Annotated in this window: 16 protein-coding genes; 10 read left to right on the top strand and 6 right to left on the bottom strand. The window is 56.4% G+C overall.

Features of this window, described 5'->3' with window-relative positions; all coding sequences use genetic code 11:
* Positions 1-167 precede the first annotated feature (167 nt).
* The 3 genes from GIR22_RS03710 (at position 168) to GIR22_RS03700 (ending at position 7,147) form a co-directional block, all read left to right on the top strand.
* On the top strand, positions 168-1,112 hold the full coding sequence (locus GIR22_RS03710) for a fimbrial protein (protein WP_178122072.1): 945 nt from the start codon (positions 168-170) through the stop codon (positions 1,110-1,112).
* A gap of 336 nt (positions 1,113-1,448) precedes the next feature.
* Entirely contained in the window at positions 1,449-2,525 is a 1,077-nt protein-coding gene (hppD, locus tag GIR22_RS03705) for a 4-hydroxyphenylpyruvate dioxygenase (RefSeq protein WP_154741996.1), read from the top strand.
* A gap of 314 nt (positions 2,526-2,839) precedes the next feature.
* The gene (locus GIR22_RS03700; RefSeq protein WP_154741995.1) at positions 2,840-7,147 is read left to right on the top strand and encodes a cytochrome P450; all 4,308 of its coding nucleotides are present in this window, start codon (positions 2,840-2,842) and stop codon (positions 7,145-7,147) included.
* Positions 7,148-7,393: 246 nt separating this feature from the next.
* Here the strand turns inward: GIR22_RS03700 and rarD are convergent, their stop codons facing one another.
* Entirely contained in the window at positions 7,394-8,275 is an 882-nt protein-coding gene (gene rarD / locus GIR22_RS03695; RefSeq protein ID WP_178122071.1) for an EamA family transporter RarD, read from the bottom strand.
* A gap of 135 nt (positions 8,276-8,410) precedes the next feature.
* Between rarD and GIR22_RS03690 the strand changes: the two genes are divergently transcribed.
* On the top strand, positions 8,411-8,887 hold the full coding sequence (locus tag GIR22_RS03690; RefSeq protein ID WP_154741994.1) for an Lrp/AsnC family transcriptional regulator: 477 nt from the start codon (positions 8,411-8,413) through the stop codon (positions 8,885-8,887).
* A gap of 2 nt (positions 8,888-8,889) precedes the next feature.
* Here the strand turns inward: GIR22_RS03690 and GIR22_RS03685 are convergent, their stop codons facing one another.
* Together GIR22_RS03685 and GIR22_RS03680 are read right to left on the bottom strand one after the other, a co-directional pair.
* Positions 8,890-9,897 carry an aldo/keto reductase gene (locus tag GIR22_RS03685; RefSeq protein WP_154741993.1) on the bottom strand — a complete coding sequence of 336 codons (1,008 nt, stop codon included), beginning with the start codon at positions 9,895-9,897 and terminating at the stop codon, positions 8,890-8,892.
* A 100-nt stretch (positions 9,898-9,997) separates the two neighbouring features.
* A complete protein-coding gene (locus GIR22_RS03680; RefSeq protein WP_154741992.1) occupies positions 9,998-11,308 on the bottom strand; it encodes an MFS transporter in 1,311 nt (436 codons plus the stop codon).
* A 159-nt stretch (positions 11,309-11,467) separates the two neighbouring features.
* Here GIR22_RS03680 and GIR22_RS03675 point away from each other — a divergent pair, with 159 nt between their 5' ends.
* The 3 genes from GIR22_RS03675 (at position 11,468) to GIR22_RS03665 (ending at position 14,463) form a co-directional block, all read left to right on the top strand.
* Entirely contained in the window at positions 11,468-12,565 is a 1,098-nt protein-coding gene (locus GIR22_RS03675) for a sugar diacid recognition domain-containing protein (RefSeq protein WP_154741991.1), read from the top strand.
* Between the two features lie 160 nt (positions 12,566-12,725).
* Positions 12,726-13,871 carry a glycerate kinase gene (locus GIR22_RS03670; protein WP_154741990.1) on the top strand — a complete coding sequence of 382 codons (1,146 nt, stop codon included), beginning with the start codon at positions 12,726-12,728 and terminating at the stop codon, positions 13,869-13,871.
* A gap of 79 nt (positions 13,872-13,950) precedes the next feature.
* Complete coding sequence (locus GIR22_RS03665) at positions 13,951-14,463, top strand: GNAT family N-acetyltransferase (RefSeq protein WP_154741989.1); 513 nt, start codon at positions 13,951-13,953, stop codon at positions 14,461-14,463.
* Here the strand turns inward: GIR22_RS03665 and GIR22_RS03660 are convergent.
* A complete protein-coding gene (locus tag GIR22_RS03660; protein WP_154741988.1) occupies positions 14,451-15,152 on the bottom strand; it encodes an aspartate/glutamate racemase family protein in 702 nt (233 codons plus the stop codon). The genes GIR22_RS03665 and GIR22_RS03660 overlap by 13 nt on opposite strands.
* 126 nt (positions 15,153-15,278) lie before the next feature.
* Here GIR22_RS03660 and GIR22_RS03655 point away from each other — a divergent pair, with 126 nt between their 5' ends.
* Together GIR22_RS03655 and GIR22_RS03650 are read left to right on the top strand one after the other, a co-directional pair.
* Complete coding sequence (locus GIR22_RS03655) at positions 15,279-15,773, top strand: hypothetical protein (protein WP_154741987.1); 495 nt, start codon at positions 15,279-15,281, stop codon at positions 15,771-15,773.
* Between the two features lie 86 nt (positions 15,774-15,859).
* The gene (locus tag GIR22_RS03650) at positions 15,860-16,531 is read left to right on the top strand and encodes a DUF3313 domain-containing protein (protein WP_154741986.1); all 672 of its coding nucleotides are present in this window, start codon (positions 15,860-15,862) and stop codon (positions 16,529-16,531) included.
* 57 nt (positions 16,532-16,588) lie between these two features.
* Here the strand turns inward: GIR22_RS03650 and GIR22_RS03645 are convergent, their stop codons facing one another.
* The gene (locus GIR22_RS03645) at positions 16,589-16,954 is read right to left on the bottom strand and encodes a response regulator (RefSeq protein ID WP_154741985.1); all 366 of its coding nucleotides are present in this window, start codon (positions 16,952-16,954) and stop codon (positions 16,589-16,591) included.
* Between the two features lie 241 nt (positions 16,955-17,195).
* Complete coding sequence (locus GIR22_RS03640; RefSeq protein ID WP_154741984.1) at positions 17,196-20,813, bottom strand: hypothetical protein; 3,618 nt, start codon at positions 20,811-20,813, stop codon at positions 17,196-17,198.
* A gap of 280 nt (positions 20,814-21,093) precedes the next feature.
* On the opposite strand from GIR22_RS03640, the gene GIR22_RS03635 reads away from it, so the two are divergent.
* Positions 21,094-24,594 (top strand): response regulator, encoded by a 3,501-nt coding sequence (locus GIR22_RS03635; RefSeq protein ID WP_154741983.1) that lies wholly within the window; start codon positions 21,094-21,096, stop codon positions 24,592-24,594.
* The last annotated feature ends 6 nt before the right edge of the window (positions 24,595-24,600 follow it).

Below are 24,600 nucleotides of genomic sequence, written 5' to 3'. Positions count from 1 at the left end.
AATCCAGATTGTTCATGACATGGGCCGATGAGCCTTACAGAGATAAGCAGAGGCGCCCTTTTATGGTTAGATTTTCGTGCATTGGCCTGTTGTTGATGGGGCTGGTCGTTAGCCTGGATACCATGGCTAATAGAGGGGGAGTCTCGTATTGCACTCCCGAATCTACATTGAACCTCTACATTCCGACGATCAATGTTGGACCCAACACGCCGATCGGACAGCCGATAGGTTCGACGAGCGGTTACGCGTTCAACAGCGGCGTCGCCATGCGCTGCACCTACAATGACTGGCCGTTTTACAAAACCTCGTCTTCGGTCCTGAGCATCGTCAATAGTTCATTTACTGGAATGACATTCAGCGCCTCCGGCCTGAGTTTGCCGGTTTATGCCACCAATGTTCCAGGGGTCGGGTTTGCCATGATGGCACGTGATCCGAACCAGCCGTTGAGGGCGATCAATCACAATGGCGCTACGCTACTGACCGAGAAGAATAACAAGCCCGGATCATGGGGGTTGATGGGAACAGTATTTTTGGTGGCAACCGGCCCAGTGTCAGGAGGCACCATAAGTGCTCGAAACATCGCCAGATTGATTATCACCAACGCCAATATCGGTGGCGCCGGCTATCACGCGGTCAACTTCTCCAATACCGTAATCAATCCACCCCGAAAGCCGACTTGTAGTGTCAGCACCACCGCGCTGGCACTGCCGTTGGGGCGTGTAGCCATCAATCTCTTTAATGGCATAGGAAGTGTTGCCGGGGCAGCCAGTAATGACCTTATCATCAACTGCGCAGGTGCGACCGGAGGAGCCACCAGCGATGTATTGATCACATTGACCGACCAGACCCAGCCAAACAACCGCAGCAATGTATTGTCATTGACCCCGGCGTCCACGGTAGGAGGGGTTGGCCTGCAGTTATCAAGTGGGGGTCGTCTGGTCAGTTATGGGGCCGACTCGTCCGCAGTGGGCAATCCCAACCAATGGTTGGCGGGTAATATGGGCAATGGGGTATTACGTATCCCCTTGACTGCCCGTTATATTCAGACCGGCGTCAGTATCACGCCAGGAACGGCCAATGGCGTCGCCACCTTTACGATGAGTTACCGATGATGGCTGTCCTGATGTTGCTCGGGGGGCGTTGCTCAATGAACCCCTTGCACAGGTTGGGACAATGGAGCTTTGATAGAGAGTACGGACAAATGTGGTTACGCTGTGTAGAATCAATTTACGCATACAAGAATAAACGCTTGCCATAGTGCAGGCCTCGTCCGCCAGAGACGCCCGTAAGAGAATGATTCAACCATGAAGCTACTCGGGTTCCAACTCATCTACGGTGACTTCCTCGCTCGCAGCGTGCGGGGTATTTCCTGTGCGCCACCTTCCCACCTCATCCTTGCTGGCAATTAACGATCCGTTAACGACAAAAAGATGATGAGGCGCCAAACCATGGCAGATTTATACGAAAACCCAATGGGCCTGATGGGCTTTGAATTCATCGAATTCGCCTCGCCGACCCCGGGCACCCTTGAGCCGATCTTCGAGATCATGGGCTTTACCAAAGTTGCGACCCACCGCTCCAAAAACGTTCACCTGTACCGTCAGGGCGCAATCAACCTGATCCTCAACAACGAGCCCAACAGTGTTGCTTCATACTTTGCGGCCGAACACGGCCCCTCGGTATGCGGCATGGCGTTCCGTGTTAAAAACGCCCAGCAGGCCTATAAGCGGGCCCTGGAACTGGGGGCCCAGCCGATCCATATCGAAACCGGCCCGATGGAACTGAACCTGCCGGCCATCAAGGGCATTGGCGGTGCACCGTTGTACCTGATCGACCGTTTTGGCGAAGGCAGTTCGATTTATGACATCGACTTTGTCTATCTGGAAGGCGTTGACCGCAACCCGGTGGGCGCGGGCTTGAAGATCATCGACCACCTGACCCACAACGTCTATCGCGGGCGCATGGCCTACTGGGCCGGTTTCTACGAGAAGCTGTTCAACTTCCGTGAAATCCGCTACTTCGACATCAAGGGCGAATACACCGGCCTGACCTCCAAGGCCATGACCGCCCCGGATGGCATGATCCGTATCCCGCTGAACGAGGAGTCGTCCAAGGGCGCCGGGCAGATCGAAGAGTTCCTGATGCAGTTCAACGGCGAAGGCATTCAGCACGTGGCTTTCCTCACCGACGACCTGATCAAGACCTGGGACCAACTGAAGAAAATCGGCATGCGCTTCATGACCGCGCCGCCGGATACTTATTACGAAATGCTCGAAGGTCGCCTGCCGAACCACGGCGAGCCGGTGGACCAATTGCAATCGCGCGGTATCCTGCTGGATGGTTCGTCCGAAGCCGGCGACAAGCGTCTGCTGCTGCAGATATTCTCGGAAACCCTGATGGGGCCGGTGTTCTTCGAATTCATCCAGCGCAAAGGCGATGACGGTTTCGGGGAGGGCAACTTCAAGGCACTGTTCGAGTCCATCGAGCGCGATCAGGTGCGGCGTGGTGTGCTGAGCGCAGACTGATACAAGTGTGGGCGCTGCTGGTTATGACATTCGACTGCTGCGCAAGTCCACCTCTTCGAGGTGTGCGGCATCGCGCAGTATTGTCTGTTTTAGCCGCCGCTGTAGCTTGCGGTTTTCGCGGTCATTGAGTTCATGGTCAACCATCAACCCTAGCCTGTCATAAAGGGCTCAGGGTTGATGCCCATTGCTTTGTGAGCCTAGGCATCGAGCTTGACCGTTGGTCACTTTAGCCTTTGAATTGTAAGATCTGACCGTTTCGCACGTGTTTATTGTTCTACTTTGCAGTGAGGATATTCACTTGCAAAGGGTGCATCATGGACGATCTAGATACCCTATTCGACAGCATGACGTTGGTTGCGTGCTTGCAGAAACGTGCCGCAGAGTCACCGGACGATGAAGTTTTTACCTTCCTTGATAGTAATGGGGATTCCGTTGCTCGACTCAGCTACCTCCAGCTTCATGATCAAGCATGCGCCATTGCTGCCGCTCTACAGACCCACGGCCCGGAAGGGCAGCGGGTGCTTTTGTTGTTCGAGCCGGGCCTTGCTTTCATCACGGCCTTCTATGGTTGCCTGTATGCGGGCGCCGTAGCAGTACCGGTCTACCCACCAGATCCTCTCCGTTTCGAGCGTACATTACCGCGCCTGCTGACCATCGTCGCTGACTCGACGGCTGTGGTACTCCTGACCAGCGCATCGATTTTGGCGCAAGCCAGGCATCTCGTTCGTTTTGCACCGGATCTCGCTAAGCTGCAATGGATCGCGGTGGAGGAGATCATTGAATCGGGCCAGGCGAACGTTAGGCCGTTACCCACGATGGCTGCCACCGATATTGCCCTTATCCAATACACGTCAGGCTCGACCTCGGCCCCCAAAGGCGTTGTTGTCAGCCACCAGAACTTGTTGATAAACGCGCGAATGATGCAACGGGTCGCCAATCAGGACAGGGATCGGGTGATCGCGCTATGGCTGCCTGTGTACCATGATCTTGGGTTGATGACGGGTGTCATTCTCCCGGTGGTTATCGGTGCTCGTGCCCTGTTGATGTCACCCCTGGATTTTCTGAAGCGCCCGGTTCTGTGGTTATCAGTGATTGATCGGTACAAGGCGACGGATACGGCGGGGCCGAACTTTGCCTTGGACTTGTGTGTCCAGAAAATCTCCCATAATGACTATCAGGACTGGGACCTGAGCAGCCTCAAGGTCTGTCTCGTTGGCGCAGAGCCTGTGCGATATGCCAGCGTTGAACGCTTTTTGCACCAGTTTGAGGCCGTTGGTTTGTCGCGCCAATGCATATTTCCAGGTTATGGCTTGGCGGAGGCGACGGTCGGCGTCAGTTTCGGACCGGTCGGGTCCCCTTGGCAAACAACGTTCGTCGATGTTGACGAGCTTGCACGAAATCGCGTTATCGAAGTCGATTCGACACATCCCAAGGCGTCACCGTTAGTGGCATGTGGCATGCCGCTCGAAGCCGTCACTCTGGCAATCGTCAATCCGCAAACCTGTGAACAGGCCGGGGCGGATGAAGTGGGCGAAGTGTGGATGATCGGACCGCAGGTGGCATTGGGTTATTGGCAGCTTGAGGCCGATAGTGCACGCACATTCAAGGCTCGTATTTGTCAGGGAGACAACCGCGATTGGCTGCGCACTGGTGATCTGGGTTTCATTAAAGATCAGCAGCTCTATATCACCGGAAGAATCAAAGACCTGCTGATCATTCGGGGAAAAAACTATTACCCGCAGGATATCGAAAATATCCTGGAACTCAGCCATCCACGCGTACGCAAGGGCGCGGTGATTGTTTTCAGTGTTACGCAGGACGCAACGGAAAGCCTTGTCATCGCTGCTGAAGTCGACCTGCGCCTGTTGTCGACACCCTTGCAAAAACAGCGAGCCTTTGACGAAATTACCAAGGCCATGGTCAAGGCAGTCAGTACCCATCATGGGTTGCCCGTACACAATGTGGCCTTGCTCAAAATCAGGACGATTGATAAGACCTCCAGCGGGAAACTGGCGCGTCAGAGTTGCAAGCAACGTTATCTGGAGCAGAGGCTGGAGGTTGAGTTTGTTTGGCAAAAGGTAGGGGGCTCTGCGAGTGAGCACGCTGTTTTGCCGCAGATGCCGGGAAAGAAGGTATCGGCGACTATGTCTTTCCCGGAACGACGGCACACTCTGATCAATTACATTGAAAGTGAGTTGGTTTCTCTGGCCAGCCTGACGCAAACCACGGATCCGGCCTCTCTACATTTTGACGAGTTGGGCCTTGATTCTGTTCAGACGATGGAGTTGATGGGCCGTATTGAGCGACATTTGCAGGTGGAGATTCCGGTCTCGAAACTTTTCGGCGCCCGTTCCGTTGAGGAAGTTGCCGATGTGCTTCTTCAACTCGTGGTGTCGGATGAAGTGTCGCCTGATCAGGGACAATCATCAGTGGGCAAAGTGAACGCATCTGCGGTGCGATTGACGCAAGCATTGACATTGCAGGCATTATCCCTGCCGGCGCCTATTTTCTGTGTCGGTGGGCTAGGGGGCATGGTGCATTATCTCTTGCCGCTTTCCAACGCGCTGGCACACGCCAAGCCATTAATTGTCTTCCAGGCGGTCGGTATCGACGGCGCAGAATCACCGCTTGGCTCCGTTGAAGAAATGGCGCAGCGCTATCTGCAAGAAATGAAGGCCATTCAGCCCTGCGGTCCCTATGTCCTTGCGGGTCACTCATTCGGTGGGTTGGTGGTTTATGAAATGGCTCAACGCCTTATTGAGCAAGGTGAGCAGGTTGAGCATTTGTTGCTGCTGGATACCACACTGATTAAAAACAACGATCTTTGCTCTAACCGGGAAGCGGACGCCAGTGAGCGAACCATGGCGATGTATGAACTTGCCGGAATGCTCAGAAGGCTCTCTGGTAAAAGTTGCGATAAGGATTGGCGTGAACAACTGATCGCCCTGAATCTCGATGAGCAGGCAAGCAAACTCCACGAGGAACTGGGTAATAGCGGTGCGATCGCTCCAGGTTCTGTTATCGACAATATCATCGAGACCTACCTCGTGAGTTTCTCGGCGATGGAGCGCTATCTGCCATTACCCTATGCTGGCCCCATTACCCTGTTTCGTGCCCATGACGGATTTCCTGAAGGCTCATTCCATCCCTTGCGAAAAACAGGTACTCATTTTGGTGAGCCAACATTGGGCTGGCAGGGGCTTTGTCCTGCATTGCATGTCAGCGTTGTTCAGGGCGATCACTTCACCATTGCTCTGGCGTCAAATACCACCGAGCTGGCCAGCGCCATGTTGTGCACCTTAAATGAGTCGACACGTCTGGACGTCGACCTGCATCAATTGATCCCTGCGAGGTCTGCCCTGACTAACAGACGAGCAATTGATGTATCGCGTCAGGGTGTAATATTTGATCAGTACCACCCGGAGCTATTCAATAACCCTCATCCGATTTTTCGTCAGTTGCGCGAGCATGCTCCTATTTATCGTGATACTGCATCGAGTTGGTGGGTAACGCGATACACGGATGTGTCAGCAGGGTTACGTGACAAACGGTTCTCCGTGGATACCAGAAACGTATTGCAACCAGGGCAAGTTAGCTCTAGTGGTGCGAGCCCGGTCCTGGGTGATGCATGGCTACGCCAACAAGAGACACTCCCCGTTTCCAAAATCTATAACAACTTCATGGTATTAGTTGACCCTCCTCGACATCAGCACTTGCGGCAGTTTTTTTCACCACTTTTCGAACAGGCAACGATAAAAAGATGGAGGGCTGATATTGACCGAGAGGTTGATGTGCTGATTACAAATATGCGCCTTCGTCATGAGCCGGATATTGTCCGGGATCTGGCGCTGCCCCTGCCGATCAGGGTTATTTCGCAGATGTTGGGAATGCCGCAGCAAGATACGTTCGTGCTCCAGTCGTGGGCAAACGATCTCGTTCGGGGAGGCGATCCAGTTCTGGCGGATGTCGCTGAGCGTATCAACACGAGCGGCCAGGACTTCATGCAATACATGGTTGATCATCTGGATAGACGTCGGAGGTCGCCGGCCAAGAACGATTTGTTGAGCTTTTTGTTTGAAAGATATAAAGGACAAACACTCAGCAACGATGAATTGGCTGCCAACTTTATCTTGTTGTTCACGGCCGCGTTCGAGACCACCGCAAGTGTCATAAGCAACAGTGTGCTTGCGCTTCTACGTAACCCGAGCCAATTGCAGTTGTTACGTGAGCATCCAGAACTGATGGAGAGTGCAGTTGAAGAACTCCTACGTTACGAGGGGGCATTCAGGCTTGTCATGCGCACGGCACTGGAAGACGTTGAAATGGGCAATGCGTTGATTCAGCGTGGCGACCAAGTTTTTTTCGTGGTATTAGCAGCCAATCGGGACCCGCAAGTGTTTGCTGATCCCGACCGGCTGGATGTGACGCGTGACGCAAAGCGTCATGTCGCGTTTGGCCATGGCATTCATTACTGTTTGGGTGCGCCTCTGGCACGTTTCGAAATTCAAAGTGCGATCTCGGCACTGATTCGTCATGACTTTGCGCTTGTTCCCGGGGCTATTGAATGGAAGGAAAGCATAATGTTTCGCAGCATGGAGCGGTTGCCCATCGTGTTCCGCTAGAGCATAAAGCGCACATTCCCGTTATTGTCCCAAGCGTTACTGCATCCCTTCACTGGTTTCGGCCCCGCCTGAACCGTGCTGCGCTCCAGTGTAGAAAGCAGCGATTCCGATATAAGCGACGATGATGAAAACGTCAACTACCTCGAACAACGTCGCAAACAACGCCCGCGACGTACCTAGCAGTCAACAGGACCGGCGCTTTGCGCCGGCCTGGCATTTATGTGTGTTCGCGCCTGCACTGGGAAATCAGCGCTTGCGTTGGCGCACCAGATGCTTGAACCCTTCGAATACCAGCACCATCACCGCCAGCCAGATCGGAATATAGGTCAGCCACTCCCCCGGCCCAATGCTTTCTCCCAACAACAACGCCACCCCCAGCAACAGCACCGGCTCTACATAGCTGAGCAAACCGAACAGGCTGAACGCCAACAGGCGGCTGGCGATGATATAGCTCACCAGCGCTGCAGCGCTGATCAAACCCAGCAGTGGAATCAGCGCGTACAGGCGTTTATGGGCATCCAGCACCGAAAAGCCCTGTTCGCCGCTTTGTACAAACCACAGGGCCACCGGCAGCATCAGCGCCATATCCAGCCACAGTCCGCCCAAATGGTCGGTGCCCAGGCGCTTGCGTAGCACAAAATAGAGTGGGTAGCCGATGATCACCACCAGGGTCGCCCAGGACAAACCGCCCACTTGATACAATTCATTGAGCACCCCGGCGGTAGCAAAAAATACCGCGATCTGCTGCAAGCGCGACAAACGTTCGCCGTATACCAGACGCCCGGTCAGGACCATGGTCAACGGCAACAGGAAATACCCCAGGGACACATCCAGACTGTGGCCGTTAAGCGGCGCCCACATGAACAGCCACAACTGCACACCCAGCAGAGCCGACGACAACACAATCCCGCCGATCAGTCGGGGCTTGCCTGCCAACCACCGCAGCAACTCCCAGGCCCGCCGCCACTCGCCGCTGATGACCATGAAGACGGTCATACAGGGCACTGTCAGCAGCATTCGCCAGCCGAAAATCTCCAAACCGCTCAACGGTGTGAGCAGTGATGTGAAGTAATACATCACAGCAAACAACACCGAGGCCGATACCGATAAAACAACACCTTTAGACACGCAATCCTCGCGAAATCGATTGAAGCAAATAGAGTGGGGGAATTCAGGGTGGGAATATATTGCTTTTGAGGTGAGACGTTTGCTCTGTTTTGCGGCATCTTATGGGAAATTTTCTCATGCTCAAGGTTTGCCAGGATGCCCGTCACTCCACTGCCACCTCTCGATGACTTCGATCTGGCGATTCTCAAGCACCTGCAGCGCGACAACACCATGGCGCTGCGGATGATTGGCGAGCAGGTCAACCTGTCGACCGCGGCAGTACAGCGGCGCATCAAACGCATGGAGCAGAGCGGGACGATCAGCGCCAACACGGCGGTGGTGAGCCAGGAGGCAGTGGGGAAACCCATCACGATTTTGGTGGAGGTGCACGCCGAGCGAACCCACATCGAAGATCTTGACGTGCTCAAGACGCAGATGTCGATTCCTCAGGTCCAGCAGTGCTATTACGTCACCGGCGATGCAGATTTCATGCTGGTGATCGTGGTGGAAACCATGAAAGCTTATGAAAGCCTGGCCCGGCAGTTGTTCTACGAGAACCGTAATATCAAGTGGTTTCGCAGCATCGTGGTGATGGATCGGGTCAAGGTGAGCCTGGATGTGCCGTTGAGTTAAAGTTATAGGGCAATACGCCCCGACACAAAATGGCCCACATCATTGAATCCTGGTGTTGACGCATGCCCCGGCGTCACCAGCGAGTCAATGAATGCCTCATCCTCGGCGCTGATCTTCACCTCCAGCGCACCGGTATAAGAATCCCACTGCGCCTCGGTGCGCGGCCCGACAATCGCCGAGCTGACCGCCTGGTTGTTCAACACCCAGGCAATGGCAAACTCGACAATCCCCACGCCACGGCCCTGGGTGTACTGCTGGATCTGCTGGGCAATGCGCAGCGACTCCATTCGCCATTCGGTTTCCAGGATGCGCTTGTCCTGGCGCCCGGCGCGGCTGCCGGCTTGCGGTGCCACATCCGACGAGTACTTGCCACTGAGCACCCCCCGTGCCAGTGGGCTGTAAGGCACCACGCCCAGTCCATAGGCCGCTGCCGCCGTGATTTGCTCAACCTCTGCCTGGCGATTGACGATGTTGTACAGTGGCTGGCTGATCACCGGCCGGTCCACCCCCAGGCGTTCAGCCACGCGGATCACTTCGCCAATGCGCCAGCCACGGTAGTTGGACAAGCCCCAATAACGAATCTTGCCTTGGCGGATAAGGTCGCCAATCGCTGAGACCGTCACCTCCAGTGGCGTGTCGTGGTCTTCGCGATGCAAGTAGTAAATGTCCAGATAATCGGTATCCAGGCGTCGCAGACTGTCTTCCAGTGCATTGAAAATCCGTTTGCGGTTCAAGCCGCTGCGGTTGGGCAAGCCATCCTGCGGGCCAAAGCCGACCTTGGACGCCAGGACCCAGTCCTGACGGTGGCGGCTGATGGCGTCACCGACGATCTCCTCGGAGCGCCCATTGGTATAGACGTCGGCAGTGTCGATGAAGTTGATGCCCTGGCCCCAGGCTTTGTCGATAATGCGCAGGGAGTCTTCGGTATTGGTCTGTTCGCCAAACATCATGCTGCCCAGGGTCAGGGCGCTAACCTTGAGCCCGGACTGGCCCAGTGTGCGGTAAATCATGGTGAATTCCTCGTGAAGGGGCAGGGACAATGCAATAACAGAAACACGCGTTGGTTCGCAACTGCGTGTCGAGCCGCTGCCCAGGCACGAGGCTACATGCTTATACCTTCAGGGTTCGCGTCATCCGCAACGCCAATACACTTCCCGCGACAATCAACGCCGCCAGCAGGTATAACGCTATATCGGTGGACCCGGTGGCATCTTTCACAAACCCCACGAGGTACGGGCTGAGAAACCCCGCCATTTGGCCCATGGAGTTGATCAATGCCAAGCCACCGGCTGCAGCGCCCGCACTGAGCATGGCCGTCGGTACCGGCCAGAACATCGGCAAGCCGGTGAGGGCGCCCATGGTGGCGATGGTCAGGCCGAGGATGGCGATGGCCGGCGTGGTGGCGAAATTCACCGCGATCACCAGCCCTGCGGCGCCCATCAACATCGGCACCACCAAGTGCCAGCGACGCTCCTTGCGCAGGTCTGCGGAGCGACCCACCAGCAACATGAATACCGCTGCCAGCAAATAAGGAATCGCACTGATCCAGCCGATCACCAGGTTATCGCTGAAGCCCAGGTTTTTGATGATCGACGGCAGCCAGAAGTTGATGGCATATACGCCACTCTGGATGCAGAAGTAGATCAGGCCAAAAGCCCAGATCGCCGGGTTCTTGAACACCTCCAGCAGTGAGTCGCTGGAGGTTTTCGGTTTATTGGCCAGGTCCGTTGCCTGGTCGGCTTCCAGCACCGCCCGCTCATGGGCGCTGAGCCACTTGGCGTTGGCAAAGCTGTCGCTGAGCAGGAAGTACGCCAGGGCGCCGAGGATTACGGTCGGGATGCCTTGCAGCAAGAACATCCACTGCCATCCCGCAAGCCCGCCTTGGCCGGCGGCGAAATGGTTGAGGATCCAGCCAGAGAATGGGCTGCCGAGCAAGCCGGAGACCGGGATCGCCGACATGAACAGCGCCATGATCCGCCCACGGCGGAAGGTCGGGAACCACTGCGAAAGATACAGCACCACACCCGGGAAGAACCCGGCTTCGGCGGCACCGGTAAACAGGCGCAGGGTGTAGAAATGCGTCGGTGTGGTGACGAACAGCAGGCAGGTAGACAAAGTGCCCCAGACGATCATCATCAAGGCGATCCAGCGCCGTGGGCCGAATTTGGTCAGCGCCAGGTTGCTCGGTACGCCGCACAGCACGTAACCGATAAAGAAGATCCCGGCACCGAGGCCGTACACGGTCTCGCTGAACTTCAAGGCATCGAGCATCTGCAACTTGGCAAAGCCGACGTTGACGCGATCGAGGTAGTTGAACAGGTAGCAGATGAAAATGAAGGGGATCAGGCGCAGGGTGATGCGCTTGTAGACGGCGTTTTTGTCGTCATCGTTGGCCAGGGTAGTGGCGGCGCTCTGTGACATGGCGTTCTCTCTTTATTATGATTTTTCGCGATGCGAGGGTAACGTTGATCGCCCAACGAGTCTCGGTCACCTCACGGGGTAATGTCTTTGTGCTCGCGCACAGCGATCCACCGTTTGCGCTGTGCCGATGAACAAGCTTCTTTCAAGGAATTTAGCCCCATGTTCGAGCTGGATCATGACCTGGCGCAGGATATCGTCGATCGCACCATGGCGATCCTGCCCTATAACGTCAACGTCATGGACAGCCAGGGCCTGATTCTCGGCAGTGGCGAGTCCGAGCGGATCAATACCCGCCATGAAGGCGCGCAATTGGTGTTGGCCAATGGTCGGGTGGTAGAGATCGACGGCCAGACGGCCAAGCATCTCAAGGGGGTGCAACCGGGGATCAACTTGCCGTTGTTGCATGACCAACGCTTGATTGGCGTGCTGGGCATCACCGGCGAGCCGGAGTTGCTGCGCACCTACGCCGAACTGGTGCGCATGACCGCCGAAATGCTGGTTAGCCAGCGCCACCAACAGGCCGAGCAACAATGGCGGCGCCAGCGTTGCGATGACTTGTTGGCACTGCTGCTGGCCGAGGCTGGTGATTCGCCGAGGCTGGTGGACGAGGCGCAACAACTGGGCCTCAAGCCGCAGCTGTCACGTACACCATACCTGTTCGAACTGGGCGTCGGTCAGTCGGCAGACGCCTTGAGTACGTGGCTGATGTCGCGCTATCCGGACAGTTGGTGTGTGAGTTGCGCCCAGTTCTCCTTGTTGTGGTGCCGGCCTTCGTCAGTACCTGTAGACAATCTGCGCTTGCTGGAAAAGCTCGAAGGTTTGGGCTGGAACATCCTGCGGGTCGCCGTGGGCGGACAGGCCGAGGGGCTGGCAGGGTTGCGTCGTTGCTATCGACGGGTTGGCGACTTGCTGGCCTACGGGCGTGATGTGCAGCCCCAGTCGCGTTTGCTGACGCTCAACCGCTACCGCCTGCCGGTGATGCTCTGGCGTCATCGCAACGACGATGCCCTGGACGAATTGCTCAACCCGCTGCGCAAAGTCCTGGCCAAGGACAGCAACGGCCAATTACAGGCGACCCTGCGCAGTTGGTGCGAGCACGATGGGCAAAGCCAGGCCTGCGCCGACGCACTGGGCATTCACCGCAACAGTTTGCGCTACCGTATGGAGCGGATTGCCGAATTGAGCGGTGTGGACCCGTTGACCCTGGACGGGATGTTGGCTCTATACCTGGGCGTACAGCTGTTGCCGCAGTTGTAGCGGCCGAAGGTCCTGCGGCCCTTATCGCAGCCTCGTGCCTCGATAGCGGCCACAGGTTTGTAGAAATGAACAACAAACCTCGTCTGCAATTGTGCAGCGGACCGGCGTTATTGCCGATGCCAACTGGCAGCATGGGTGTCATAAAAATCGGAGAACGCCCATGAAGATCATCATTGCCCCCGACTCGTTCAAGGACAGCCTGAGTGCCGAGGGCGTGGCCCAAGCCATTGCCGAAGGGTTGATGCAGGTCTGGCCCGACGCAGAACTGATCAAATGCCCGATGGCGGACGGGGGTGAAGGCACGGTGGAGTCGGTACTCGCGGCCTGTAACGGCGAGTTGCGCAGCCACCGAGTACAGGGGCCGCTGGGCGGTACTGTCGATGCACACTGGGGCTGGTTGGCTGACAGCGCTACGGCGATTATCGAAATGGCCGAAGCCAGTGGCTTGCAACGGGTGCCAACGGGCAAACGCGATGCGTGCTCCAGCAGTACTTTTGGCACCGGCGAACTGATCCGTGCCGCCTTGGACGCCGGAGCCCAACGAGTCATCCTGGCGATTGGCGGCAGCGCGACCAACGATGGTGGCGCCGGGACGATGCAGGCCCTCGGTATGCAGTTGTTTGATGCCCAGGGCCAAACGTTGGCGTCGGGTGGCCTGGCATTGGCAGGGCTGGCGCGTATCAGCCTCGAGCATCTGGACCCACGACTGGCCGAGGTACGCTTCGAAATCGCCGCCGACGTCAACAATCCCTTATGTGGCCCTCATGGCGCGTCAGCGATTTTCGGCCCGCAAAAAGGTGCCAGTCCCCAGCAAGTCGAGCAATTGGACCAGGCTCTCGGCCATTTCGCCGACCACTGCGCCCAAGTGTTGCACAAGGACGTGCGCGATGAGCCTGGTAGCGGTGCTGCTGGCGGCCTCGGTTTCGCTGCCAAGGCCTTCCTCGGGGCACAGTTTCGCGCTGGCGTGGAAGTGGTCGCCGAACTGGTGAACTTGGAAGAAATGGTGCGTGGCGCCGATCTGGTCATCACCGGCGAAGGCCGTTTCGACGCCCAGACCTTGCGTGGCAAGACGCCGTTTGGCGTGGCGCGTATTGCCAAGCAGCACAACGTTGCGGTGATCGTCATTGCCGGTACCCTGGGTGAGGGCTATGAGCAGATGTATGACCATGGCGTGGATGCTGCTTTCGCCTTGCCGTCGGGGCCGATGACGTTGGACCAGGCCTGCAGCGAGGCACCACGGTTGCTGCGTGAGCAGGCTGCCGACATCGCAAGGGTATGGAGATTGGCGACATTGCGTTCCAAATAAACGCAAGGCAAGGGCTCGTCATGCCCGGGACTTGCCCTCTACACTGGCCCGTCACTTGTCTTTCAAAGGATGAAACACAATGCACGCACCTGACCCCAAGATCGTGATCCAGCGCTTTGCCCAAGCTCATACCGAAGGGATGACCGCGCTCTACAACGACCCGGCCGTTTGTCGTCAGGTGCTGCAAATGCCTTTCCAGTCGGTTGAGGTCTGGCAAAAACGCCTGGCAGATGCCAATGAGCGACTGATCCGCCTGGTTGCCTTGCACGGCACCGAGGTAATTGGCGGTTGCACGTTGGAGCAGTATTCACGCAGTCGCCAAAGCCATGTCGGTGGGATCGGCATGGGTGTCGCAGTGGCCTGGCAGGGCAAGGGTGTGGGCACCCGATTGTTGGAAGCGGTGCTCGACGTCGCCGACAACTGGATGAACCTGCGCCGCGTGGAGCTGACGGTGTATGTCGATAACGAGCCCGCCCAGGCGCTTTACCGCAAGTTCGGTTTTGAGATAGAAGGCCGGCTGCGGGATTACGCCGTGCGCGACGGTGTATTCGTCGATGCCCTGGCCATGGCCCGCTTGCGTCAGATCACCTGATCTTCCAAGGTAAACGCCACCGCAGCCTGGGCATGCAGCTCGGTGGTGTCCAGCAGCGGCAGGGCGCTGTGCTCCGGTTTGATCAACAGGCTAATTTCCGTGCAACCCAGAATAATCGCCTGGGCACCGCAAGCCGCCAGTGATTCGATTACGCGCTGGTATTGCTGGCGTGACGCGTCACTGATTATCCCCACACACAACTCTTCATAAATGATCCGGTGCACGATTTTGCGTTCAGCTTCGTTGGGCACCAGCACGGTCAGCCCCTGGGCGACCAGGCGCGACTTGAGAAAGTCCTGCTCCATGGTGAACGCCGTGCCCAGCAAGCCGACGGTCAAGGTGCCAGCCTCGACGGCAGCACTCCCGGCCGCATCGGCGATATGCAGGAAAGGGATCGACACCGCAGCCTCAATCCGCGGCGCCACCAAATGCATGGTGTTGGTACAGAGCACAATGCATTCGGCACCGCCTGCTTGCAGCTGGCGTGCGGCACCTTCCAGGATCAGCGCGGCGTCATCCCAACGCCCGGCGTGCTGGGCTTGTTCCACCGGGCCGAAGTCTACGCTGTACATCAATATCTGCGCAGAACGAAGCGGCCCCAACCGGTCACGGACCTGCTGGTTGATGATCCGGTAATACTCGGCGCTGGATTCCCAGCTCATACCGCCAATAAGGCCGATGGTGCGCATGCGATGCTCCTGAAACAAGTGGGCGAATGCCACACCTTACCCAAGGCCTGAGCGTTAGTCATACACGTTGGTGCCGCATCTGCCATGATCGTCATTCGCAGTCAGGGTTACCCGAGGAACACCGCAATGGACGATGTACAGCAATTGGGCGAGATGCTTCGTCACTACGCCGACAGCGAAGCGCACAAACGACAGCAGTTTGAGGTGCAGTCGGCCCACTGGGCCCAGAAAATCACCGAGCTGTTCGGCCAGATAGAGCAGTGGTTGGAGCCGGTGAAAAGTGTCGACCTGCTACAAGTGCAGCGTGAGGCCTATGTCGCGTCCGGCCCCAGCGTGCCGGTAGAAACTTCGACCTTCAAGACCGAGAAACTGACCATCCACATTACCGCCAAGCCAGTGGAGTTCGTGCCAGACGTGATGGGCGCCGGCGGGCTGATCTCCCTTTCGGTGATGGGCCTGACCGCCGCCCGTTACGGCAGTATCTCCCTGGTACTGCCGCCGGGCAAGAATGACTGGCTGTGGACGAAAACCAACGGTCTGAAAGACCCTGACACCTTCGCCTTCGATGCCAACTTCCTGGCCTTGCAGTTACAGAGCTTGATACCTCGCGAGCGCGTGTAATCCTGCAGGGTTGATAGCGCTATTTTCCCAGGGTTGGCTATACCTAAAGCTCAACGTCTCGATGATGCCAACCTGGGAGCTCCATGATGAAGCCAAGGCTACTGATCAGCACGTTATGCATCGCCTCGATCGGTGTGGCGGGGTGTTCCAGCAAGGTTGTGCAACCAGATGAGTACTCGGGTTTTCTTTCGGACTACAGCCGCTTGAAGGAAGCCAAATCACCGTCAGGTGTGGAGGTGATGCGCTGGGTTGACGCCGACCTGGACCTTGACCGCTACACCTCGGTGTACATCGAGCCCACCCAGTTTTTCCCCAAGCCTCAGGCCACCGGAAAAATCCCTGACAGCACCTTGCAGGGCATCAATAACTACTACGGCCAGGCGCTCAAGCGTGAGCTGGTAAAGTCGTTGCCGCTGGCTGACGGGTCTGGCCCGGGCGTCATCGTGGTTCGGGCGGCGATCACAGCCATCGCCAGCAAAACCGAAAGTCTCAAGCCGTATGAGTACATTCCTGTTGCCCTGGTGGCAGCAGCGGTCAGTACCGGCGCCGGGATTCGTGATCAGGAAACCACCCTGGGCACCGAGGCGCAATTCCTCGACGGCACCACTGGCAAGGTGATTGCCCAGGTGGTGCGCAAAGGCACCGGCAAGCCGCTGGTAAACGACTCCCAGGTGATGAAGCCTGACGATGTGAAGAGTGTGATTGATGGCTGGGCGTCGGATCTGCACCAGTCCTACGTCAAGTTTAAAAATAAATAAGACCAGGGTACGTATCGCCAGGTGGCAACTGGTCTTGGTTTCATCAGGGGCAGTATATTAAGCGGCAGGTAACATGGATTTCACTGTGTCACGTAATTGATCGATGGAGAACGGCTTGCCAATCATCTGAATGCCCTGGGGGAGATCAATGTTTTCCGCATAACCACTGGCAAACAAGATTGGCAAGGCAGGCCGCAGTTCCCGGGCTTTTTCCGCCAGCTCCTTGCCGTTCATGCCTGGCAGGCCCCAATCGGTCATCATCAGGTCGATCACCTGGTCAGGGTTTCGGATGTTTATCAAGGCCTGGGTAGCATCCGCAGCTTCAAGAACCGTGAACGCCAACTCTTCGAGGACATCGACGATCAGCATGCGCACGATGGCGTCGTCTTCGACGACAAGAATGGTGGAGGCTGCGGCGGACATAAAGGGATTCCCGTCAAGTGAGTGGTGCGAAACATGGACGATTGAAAGATCTTCCTCATCCTGAGTCTTGTCGATTCAGGCAAGTTCCCCAGACTGGCAAACATTGTGACGGCAATGGGGGGGAATGTCCTGTTGCATTACTGTCGAGTAACGCAAAAGACTTACCCCGAAAAAGCGGTAAGCCCCTTGGTGTTGCCGGGGTGCTTACCAGACAGTGGGCACCATGGCAGTGACGTCGCGACTAGAGTGGGGAGAAAATCACCTGCTGTATGCGATTGTAGTTGCTGCTGTCCAGGTTATGTTCATTGAATACGCTGACCTTGTACTCCGGGTTGGCGACATCATCACCCAACGGGCCAGGTATGAACGGGGCCCTTTCGTTGCCCAAGGATATTTTCAGCCCTTTCTCCATCGCCTCTCGGTTAGAGAAGGTACTGAGTCCAAAATTCGGGTCGTAATAGAACCATTTCTTCACGCCGTTATCGATGATCACGCCTGCAGTAACGGCGTGGATATTGGTACTGATCAGCAGTGTCTTGGAAGAGGTCGCGTTGCCCAAGTCGTCAATGATGTTTTGATAAGGTAGTTGTCTGATAACTTCTGCGCTGTGGACCTTTTTCCTGAAGTGATCCTGGGAAAGCCTCAAATTCTCGATTAGTTTTGCAGGGCCACTGTCCGACGGATTCGCGGCGCTTAAATACAGCCTGTCGAGCAACACATCCTGCTTTTTTCGTGAAACAGCAAACGCCATGGTATTGGATAATGCTCCACATTCACCCCCAGACAGGGTTCCTACCTGGCTGAGATAAAAGTTCTGTGGCATGCCCCTTAGTACCGCGCCCGGGATAGTTTCAATTTCGCTTTTATAGAATAAGTAGTTTTCAAGGCCCAGTTGCGAGCGCTTTTTGCCGATAAGGTTTGCCAGGCAGCCTATTTCTTCTATCGTGCGCTTTGGGTCCAGCGCCAGTTCCATGAGGTCTGTCAGGTCCATGCTCGACGAGTAGCCCGGAACATCAGAAGTAACCGCTGAGTTAAAACCACGGTTGTAGGCGTTGACATTGGTATTTATCGCATTGTCCAACGCGGACTGGAATTTATTGGAAAGTTCTTTGTCTGGAACCTTTTTCGTACCACCCGTAAGGCTGGCGACCAAGTCCCACCATCCAGCTTCGACATTTCCATCGACTGCTAAGGTCTGTGGTGTAATACCTTTCAACGGTGAGCCGTAGGGTAGCCCCTTGCCAGGATCGTAGGCATACCATTCCCCCTTGTGCAGTACGGCAGTTGTTTCGACATTCTGCCCGGCGAACTTGAAGGTGCCTGTTGTCGCTACACCGTGCTCAGTACTGGCCTTGATCAGGTCATAGCCGCCTGAGCGACCCCGAGTCTTGCCGATGCCCTCGAGCAACGAAGTGCCCGCATTGCCAAGTACTCTCGCACCCCTTACTGCCTGCTTAGCGCCGGACACTACAAATCTGCCAGCACCTACAAGTATGTCTCCGATACCGTCTGCTGGATTCAAGGCGGTGAGGGTGCTGACGCCAATGATTTTTGCAACTTGCAGTGCCTTGGTGGTGCCCGAAACGGTCGATTTTGCGACTTTTGCGATTTTTGCCGCCGCGCCCGCACCGACGGTGGCGAAACTGAATGCATCCAGCGCCAGGTCAAACGCGCCATCGGCATAGTTGCCGTTGCTGAAATTGACGATGGCCGATCTCAATGGAATGAAGTTCAGAAAGAAATCGGCAACTTTCCATTCAGAGTCTTGTTGGAGGCTGTATGGCGTGGCGCCCTTGGCCTGCTTGACGACGTCTTGATTGTCAATTTCAAGGTGTTCAACGAATGCATTGGCGATAGCGTCGGTTCGAGGGCTGGAGAAACTCGCAGGGGGCGCCGGGCTGACTGGCCGTTTCTGGCTCAGCACGGCCTCGCTGGCCGAGGAAGGAGTGAAGCGGGTTACCACCTCCTCAAGATTGGCATTGCGCTCTCTTTTGCGTGTTAGCACCCAAGGCGATGCCCGTTGGATCGAACCATTTTTAATGTCGATTTCATAAATGACTTGCCCGTTGACGCCTTCGCTTTTCACCAACAGGTTGTTGTCTTTTTCATGAAGGGTCTTGGAGGTGAAGTCCAAGCCCAGCTTGTAGGTTTTTGTCTGAAAAAATTCCAGCTTTCCATTTTCCAGGTTTTGCCTGTCGACCAGCGGGAGCTGGGCGATCAGGTGCTTGATATTGGTGTGCACGCCGCTTTTCTTCGAGTCGACCGCTTGGTCGAATTGATCGTTGAATGTTTTATTGACGTCGAGTTTGAGAGGGGCATTGATTGCATCAACGGGAATACGATTATCGCTGGTTTTCCATCGAACATTGCCTAACTCCATCATTGCAATATCCAACATCGAGTACAGGCCTACGGGGCGCCGACTCGGGTTGTAGAGTGGCTCGATATGCGGCTGGCTGGGGCTTTTGGCCTCCAGCAGCTTTTCCTCAAAAGGTATATTCTCGCCAAACCGTTCTTTGAGTCTGGCCAGTGCTATTGCCTTGCGGCTGGGGATTTCGGTGTTCAACAAGTTGGAGGCGGCGATGCGTTCATCCTGTTGTTGGTTGAACGTCGTTCTGAGCTTTTCAATATCATCCTGGGTGTAGCTGCCGTCGTCTTTTTTGGCCAGGACACCACTGCCCACCCCCCAGTCCACCAGTGCCGCTTTCTGAGCGGACTCGGGGGCCATGGCGTCAGAGTCATCCGCGGTCTTCATGACCTGGGCAAATGTCATGTTCGCCACGGCCCCTGGCGCACCGGCCTCCAACTTGGCTACCGCCATGCTCAAATTAGCCCAGGCCTGGCTGCCGTAGACGATAGAGGGGGGAATGTTCTTGACCAGATACTCGGGGGCCACACGTGTCAGCAAAATGTGCGTGGCCAGTGTGGCTGCTTCCGGGGATAAGCTGGAGTCACCCTCCAAGTGGCTACGCAGGCCATTGACCACGGCTGACGGGGGTTTACCCCAATAATCGCTGTGGGCCAAATCAAAACCGGCGACTTTATTGCGGCCAGGTTCGTTGATAGAAGCGCGATCCAGATCAAGATGAATCGCTGTCAATACATACTCGGCGACGCTGATGGGTGTGGCTATGCCGCCCAATTTGCTCTGGATGGCTTCCCCCAAAGCCTGTGCCTTGGGCGATAAGAGGACTTTCTCCAGTGCCTTGACAGGGTTCAGCGACTCCTCGGCAGAAAAGACCAGATCGTTCATCAGGTAGCCTAGGGCTCCTGCATGACTGTTATAGATCGGCAAGTCTGGAAGACCAGCAGGGTTTTTGGCGAAGGATTCGAAGACCTCAGTCTGCTGGTCCACACTCATGGGCACAGACCAGGACAACCCTGCGCCGAAATCCCCCAGCGGATGTAGCGACGCCCGTTGCTCCAGCACTTGCACCAAGGCATTGACCTCATCGTATGTACGCGGTTTTTCAAGACCGAAGCTTTGGATGAGTGCAGCCAGTGTGGGAGATCTAAGTTGTTCGCCCCCGTAGGTCGAGTCTCGATGAGCGAGCAGGCTCCAATGATTTAACGCGTATAAAACCTGTTCGGGGGTTGTCTCTTTCGACCACGGCAAGACCAACGCTCTGAGATGTTTGGCCAATTCGCGCACGTTCTCATTGTCCCCCAACAGTGTTTTCAAATCTTTGTTGGGCGACAAGTTGGCAGCACTGTTACTCGGTGTCAGGGAGGGCCCCACCCCAACCATTGGTGGGGAAGCTTGAGACCTGACCTCTTCGGCATCGGGAGCAGAGATGTTTGATGGAAGAATGTGGAAGGCTGCGACGCAACGAGATGGTTGGCTGGGTATGAGCGACATTTCGGTTCACCTGCACGAGACGAAAAAAGACGCCTTCCAAAAGAATCTTCCGTGTTTCCAAGGCGCCGTACTGAGTGCTCAAAACAGAAAAATCCGTTCCTGTAGGTAGGCGGTTATATGTCAGCAACTATGTAAGTGACGGTATAGATGCAGGCCGCTCACAGAGTGTTGCGCAAGCATTTTCTGAGCACCTTGCCTTCATAGACTTTGCAAAACGTAGCTCTCAACTGCGTTTTTGCGGCAAACTCCTCGTTTTCCCGCACCTGGCCAAGGCACGCCCATGACTCCCGCTTCATCAATTGATGAAAACAGTTTCCGCAAACTACTGAGCCGTAATGTGGCGTTGCCCTTGGGTGTCGGCGTACTCAGCGCGGTGTTTTTCGTGTGCTTGATCACCTATTTGTTATCGGTGATCAAGTGGGTTGAACACACCGAACGGGTAATCAGCAACCTTAACGAAACATCAAAACTGTCCACTGACCTGGAAACCGGCATGCGCGGCTTCCTGATCACGGGCGACGAGCATTTCCTTGACCCGTACGAAGTGGCCAAGCCGCGGATCATTTCCGACCTGCGCGGGGTACAGGAACTGGTGTCCGACAACCCGGAACAGGTCGAGCGCCTCAAGCGCCTGGAGTCTTTGCAGAACGAGTGGAATAGCTACGCCCAGGAAATGATCGATATGCGTCGCCAGAACGGTGATTACCGGGCTGCCATACAGGCTGGGCGCGGTAAGCGTCTGACCGACGAAATCCGTAAGGAGTACGACCAGGCGGTGGTGATGGAGCAACAGTTTCGCATTGCCCGCAATGAAGACGTCACCCGCACCACGGTCTTGAGTGTCACTCTCTATCTGTTGTTTGTTCTTGGCTTAAGTGGTTTTCTAGCTTATATAGGCAGGAAAAATTTTCTATTACTTTCAACAAGTTACAATACAAATCTCGCTTCACAAATGAAGACTGGCAAGCGCCTGGAACAACAAGCCTGGCTACGTAATGGTCAGACTCAGTTGGCCGAACAGGTACTTGGCCAACTGACATTGAACCTGTTGGGGCGCAACATCTTGCAGTTCTTAGGCCAATACATGGGCTCGGTGGTGGCTGCGCTGTATGTACGTGAAGAACACGGTGGCCTCAAGCGCGTGGCCGCCTACGGCTTCTCCCGTGAGCAGGAACAACAGGCACAGTCGATCTACAGCGACGAAGGCATTGTCGGCCAGTCTGCCCGGCAGCAACGGTTGATTCGCCTGGATGATGTGCCCGTGGACTACTTCAAGGTCAGTTCCGGCCTGGGCAACGGGGTGCCGCGCAGTGTGCTGGTGGTGCCCACCCGTGATGATGATCGAGTCAACGGGGTGCTCGAACTGGGCTTTTTACGCCCGCTGGAGGAGCGAGACGTCGAGTTGCTGGAGTTGATCGCCGGTAATATCGGCACGTCCATCGAAGCGGCGCGCTACCGCCAACGCCTGCAGGAGGTGCTGGCCGAAACCCAGCAGCTTAACGAAGAGCTGCAAGTGCAGCAGGAAGAACTCAAAACCGCCAACGAGGAGCTTGAAGAGCAGTCACGCATCCTCAATGAGTCCCAGGCGTACCTGGAAACCCAGCAGGCCGAGCTTGAGCAAACCAACGAGCAACTGGCCGAACAGACCCAGATCCTGGCCGACCAACGCGACGCCATGGACCACAAGAACATTGAGCTCAGCCGCGTGCAAGTCGAACTGGAGGATCGCGCCGACGAATTGCAGCGCTCCAGCAAATACAAGTCCGAGTTCCTCGCCAACATGTCCCATGAGTTGCGAACGCCTCTTAACAGTTCGTTGATCCTGGCCAAGCTGCTGGCCGAAAACCCTCAAGACAACCTCAGCGCCGAACAGGTCAAGTTTGCCGAGTCGATCTACTCGGCGGGTAACGACTTGCTCAACCTGATCAACGACATCCTGGACATTGCCAAGGTCGAGGCCGGCAAGCTCGACATGCGTCCGGAAAACACCCGTGTGGCGCGCCTGGCGGATGGCTTGCGCGGGATGTTCGAGCCGCTGGCGACGGACCGCAAGCTGGGGTTCCAGGTCGAGATACAGGAAGGTGCACCACCGATGCTGTTTACCGACCGCCAACGCCTGGAGCAGATCCTCAAGAACCTGCTGTCCAATGCACTCAAGTTTACCGAGAAGGGCCAGGTCAGCCTGACCATCTCCCGTCAGCCGGAGGAGGGTATTGCCTTTTCCGTGCGCGATTCGGGGATCGGCATTGCGCCGGACCAGCAGGAAAGCATCTTCGAGGCGTTCCGCCAGGCCGACGGCACCACCAATCGCCGTTACGGCGGCACCGGTCTGGGGCTGTCGATCTCCCGGGATCTGGCCGAGCTGTTGGGAGGCTATATCAGCGTCACCAGCGAACCCGGGCAGGGCAGTATCTTTACCCTGGTATTGCCGGAGCAGTACGTCGAGCGGGCACAAGACGCTCCAGCCATCGAGCAACCCCGGGTGGTGGCCGCAGCATCGCAGCCCTTGGCCCCGGTCAAGGTGTCGCCGCTGCCGGTGGCCGACGAAACGCTGATCCCACGGTTTGCCGACGACCGCGAGAAAGCCCCGTTCACCACCCGCTGCATCCTGGTGGTGGAAGACGAGCCGAACTTTGCCCGTATCCTCTTTGACCTGGCCCACGAGCTGGGTTATCACTGCCTGGTGGCCCACGGCGCGGACGAGGGCTACAACCTGGCCGAACACTACCTGCCCGACGCAATCCTGCTGGACATGCGCCTGCCGGATCATTCCGGGTTGACTGTGCTGCAGCGCCTCAAGGAACACGCCGGCACCCGGCATATCCCGGTGCATGTGATCTCTGTGGAAGACCGCGTCGAAGCTGCCATGCACATGGGCGCCATCGGTTATGCGGTCAAGCCCACCACCCGCGAAGAACTCAAGGACGTATTTGCCCGCCTGGAAGCCAAACTGACGCAAAAGGTCAAACGCATCCTGTTGGTAGAAGACGATGACCTGCAACGCGACAGCATTGCCCGCCTGATCGGCGACGATGATATCGAGATCACGGCGGTAGGCTTCGCCCAGGAGGCGTTGGATTTGCTGCGCAGCACTGTCTATGACTGCATGATCATCGACCTCAAGCTGCCGGACATGCTCGGCAACGAGCTACTCAAGCGCATGGCTACCGAGGACATCTGCTCGTTCCCGCCAGTAATCGTCTATACCGGGCGTAACCTGACCCGGGATGAAGAAGCGGAACTGCGTAAGTATTCACGCTCGATCATCATCAAGGGTGCCCGTTCACCTGAACGGTTGCTTGACGAAGTGACGCTCTTTTTGCACAAAGTCGAATCCCAGTTGTCCCATGAGCGCCAGAAGATGCTCAGGACCGCCCGCAGCCGCGACAAGGTCTTCGAAGGCCGCAAGGTGCTATTGGTGGACGACGATGTACGCAACATCTTCGCCCTCACCAGCGCCCTGGAGCACAAGGGGGCGATTGTGGTCATTGGCCGTAACGGACGTGAAGCAATCGAGAAACTCAATGAAGTTGCTGACATCGACCTGGTGCTGATGGACGTGATGATGCCAGAAATGGACGGCTATGAGGCCACCGCCTTGATCCGCCAGGACCCGCGCTGGCGCAAGTTGCCGATCATCGCGGTGACGGCCAAGGCCATGAAAGACGACCAGGAGCGTTGCCTCGCGGCGGGCTCCAACGATTACCTGGCCAAGCCCATTGACCTGGATCGACTGTTCTCGTTGATCCGCGTGTGGTTGCCGAAGATCGAGCGCATTTAACTGGAA

The organism is Pseudomonas karstica (genome assembly GCF_009707515.1).
In the GTDB taxonomy this organism is placed as follows: Bacteria; Pseudomonadota; Gammaproteobacteria; order Pseudomonadales; family Pseudomonadaceae; genus Aquipseudomonas; species Aquipseudomonas karstica.
Note: the sequence above shows the minus strand (reverse complement) of the source record. Positions and strands in the feature narration are given on the sequence as shown.

Bases quoted from the DNA above. Each gene is read 5' to 3' on its own strand.
- hppD (WP_154741996.1), top strand. From the start codon at position 1,449: ATGGCAGATTTATACGAAAACCCAATGGGCCTGATGGGCTTTGAATTC.
- GIR22_RS03635 (WP_154741983.1), top strand. From the start codon at position 21,094: ATGACTCCCGCTTCATCAATTGATGAAAACAGTTTCCGCAAACTACTG.
- GIR22_RS03700 (WP_154741995.1), top strand. From the start codon at position 2,840: ATGGACGATCTAGATACCCTATTCGACAGCATGACGTTGGTTGCGTGC.
- GIR22_RS03640 (WP_154741984.1), bottom strand. From the start codon at position 20,813: ATGTCGCTCATACCCAGCCAACCATCTCGTTGCGTCGCAGCCTTCCAC.
- GIR22_RS03665 (WP_154741989.1), top strand. From the start codon at position 13,951: ATGCACGCACCTGACCCCAAGATCGTGATCCAGCGCTTTGCCCAAGCT.
- GIR22_RS03680 (WP_154741992.1), bottom strand. From the start codon at position 11,308: ATGTCACAGAGCGCCGCCACTACCCTGGCCAACGATGACGACAAAAAC.
- GIR22_RS03670 (WP_154741990.1), top strand. From the start codon at position 12,726: ATGAAGATCATCATTGCCCCCGACTCGTTCAAGGACAGCCTGAGTGCC.
- GIR22_RS03685 (WP_154741993.1), bottom strand. From the start codon at position 9,897: ATGATTTACCGCACACTGGGCCAGTCCGGGCTCAAGGTTAGCGCCCTG.
- GIR22_RS03675 (WP_154741991.1), top strand. From the start codon at position 11,468: ATGTTCGAGCTGGATCATGACCTGGCGCAGGATATCGTCGATCGCACC.
- GIR22_RS03690 (WP_154741994.1), top strand. From the start codon at position 8,411: ATGCCCGTCACTCCACTGCCACCTCTCGATGACTTCGATCTGGCGATT.
- GIR22_RS03660 (WP_154741988.1), bottom strand. From the start codon at position 15,152: ATGCGCACCATCGGCCTTATTGGCGGTATGAGCTGGGAATCCAGCGCC.
- GIR22_RS03645 (WP_154741985.1), bottom strand. From the start codon at position 16,954: ATGTCCGCCGCAGCCTCCACCATTCTTGTCGTCGAAGACGACGCCATC.
- GIR22_RS03655 (WP_154741987.1), top strand. From the start codon at position 15,279: ATGGACGATGTACAGCAATTGGGCGAGATGCTTCGTCACTACGCCGAC.
- GIR22_RS03650 (WP_154741986.1), top strand. From the start codon at position 15,860: ATGAAGCCAAGGCTACTGATCAGCACGTTATGCATCGCCTCGATCGGT.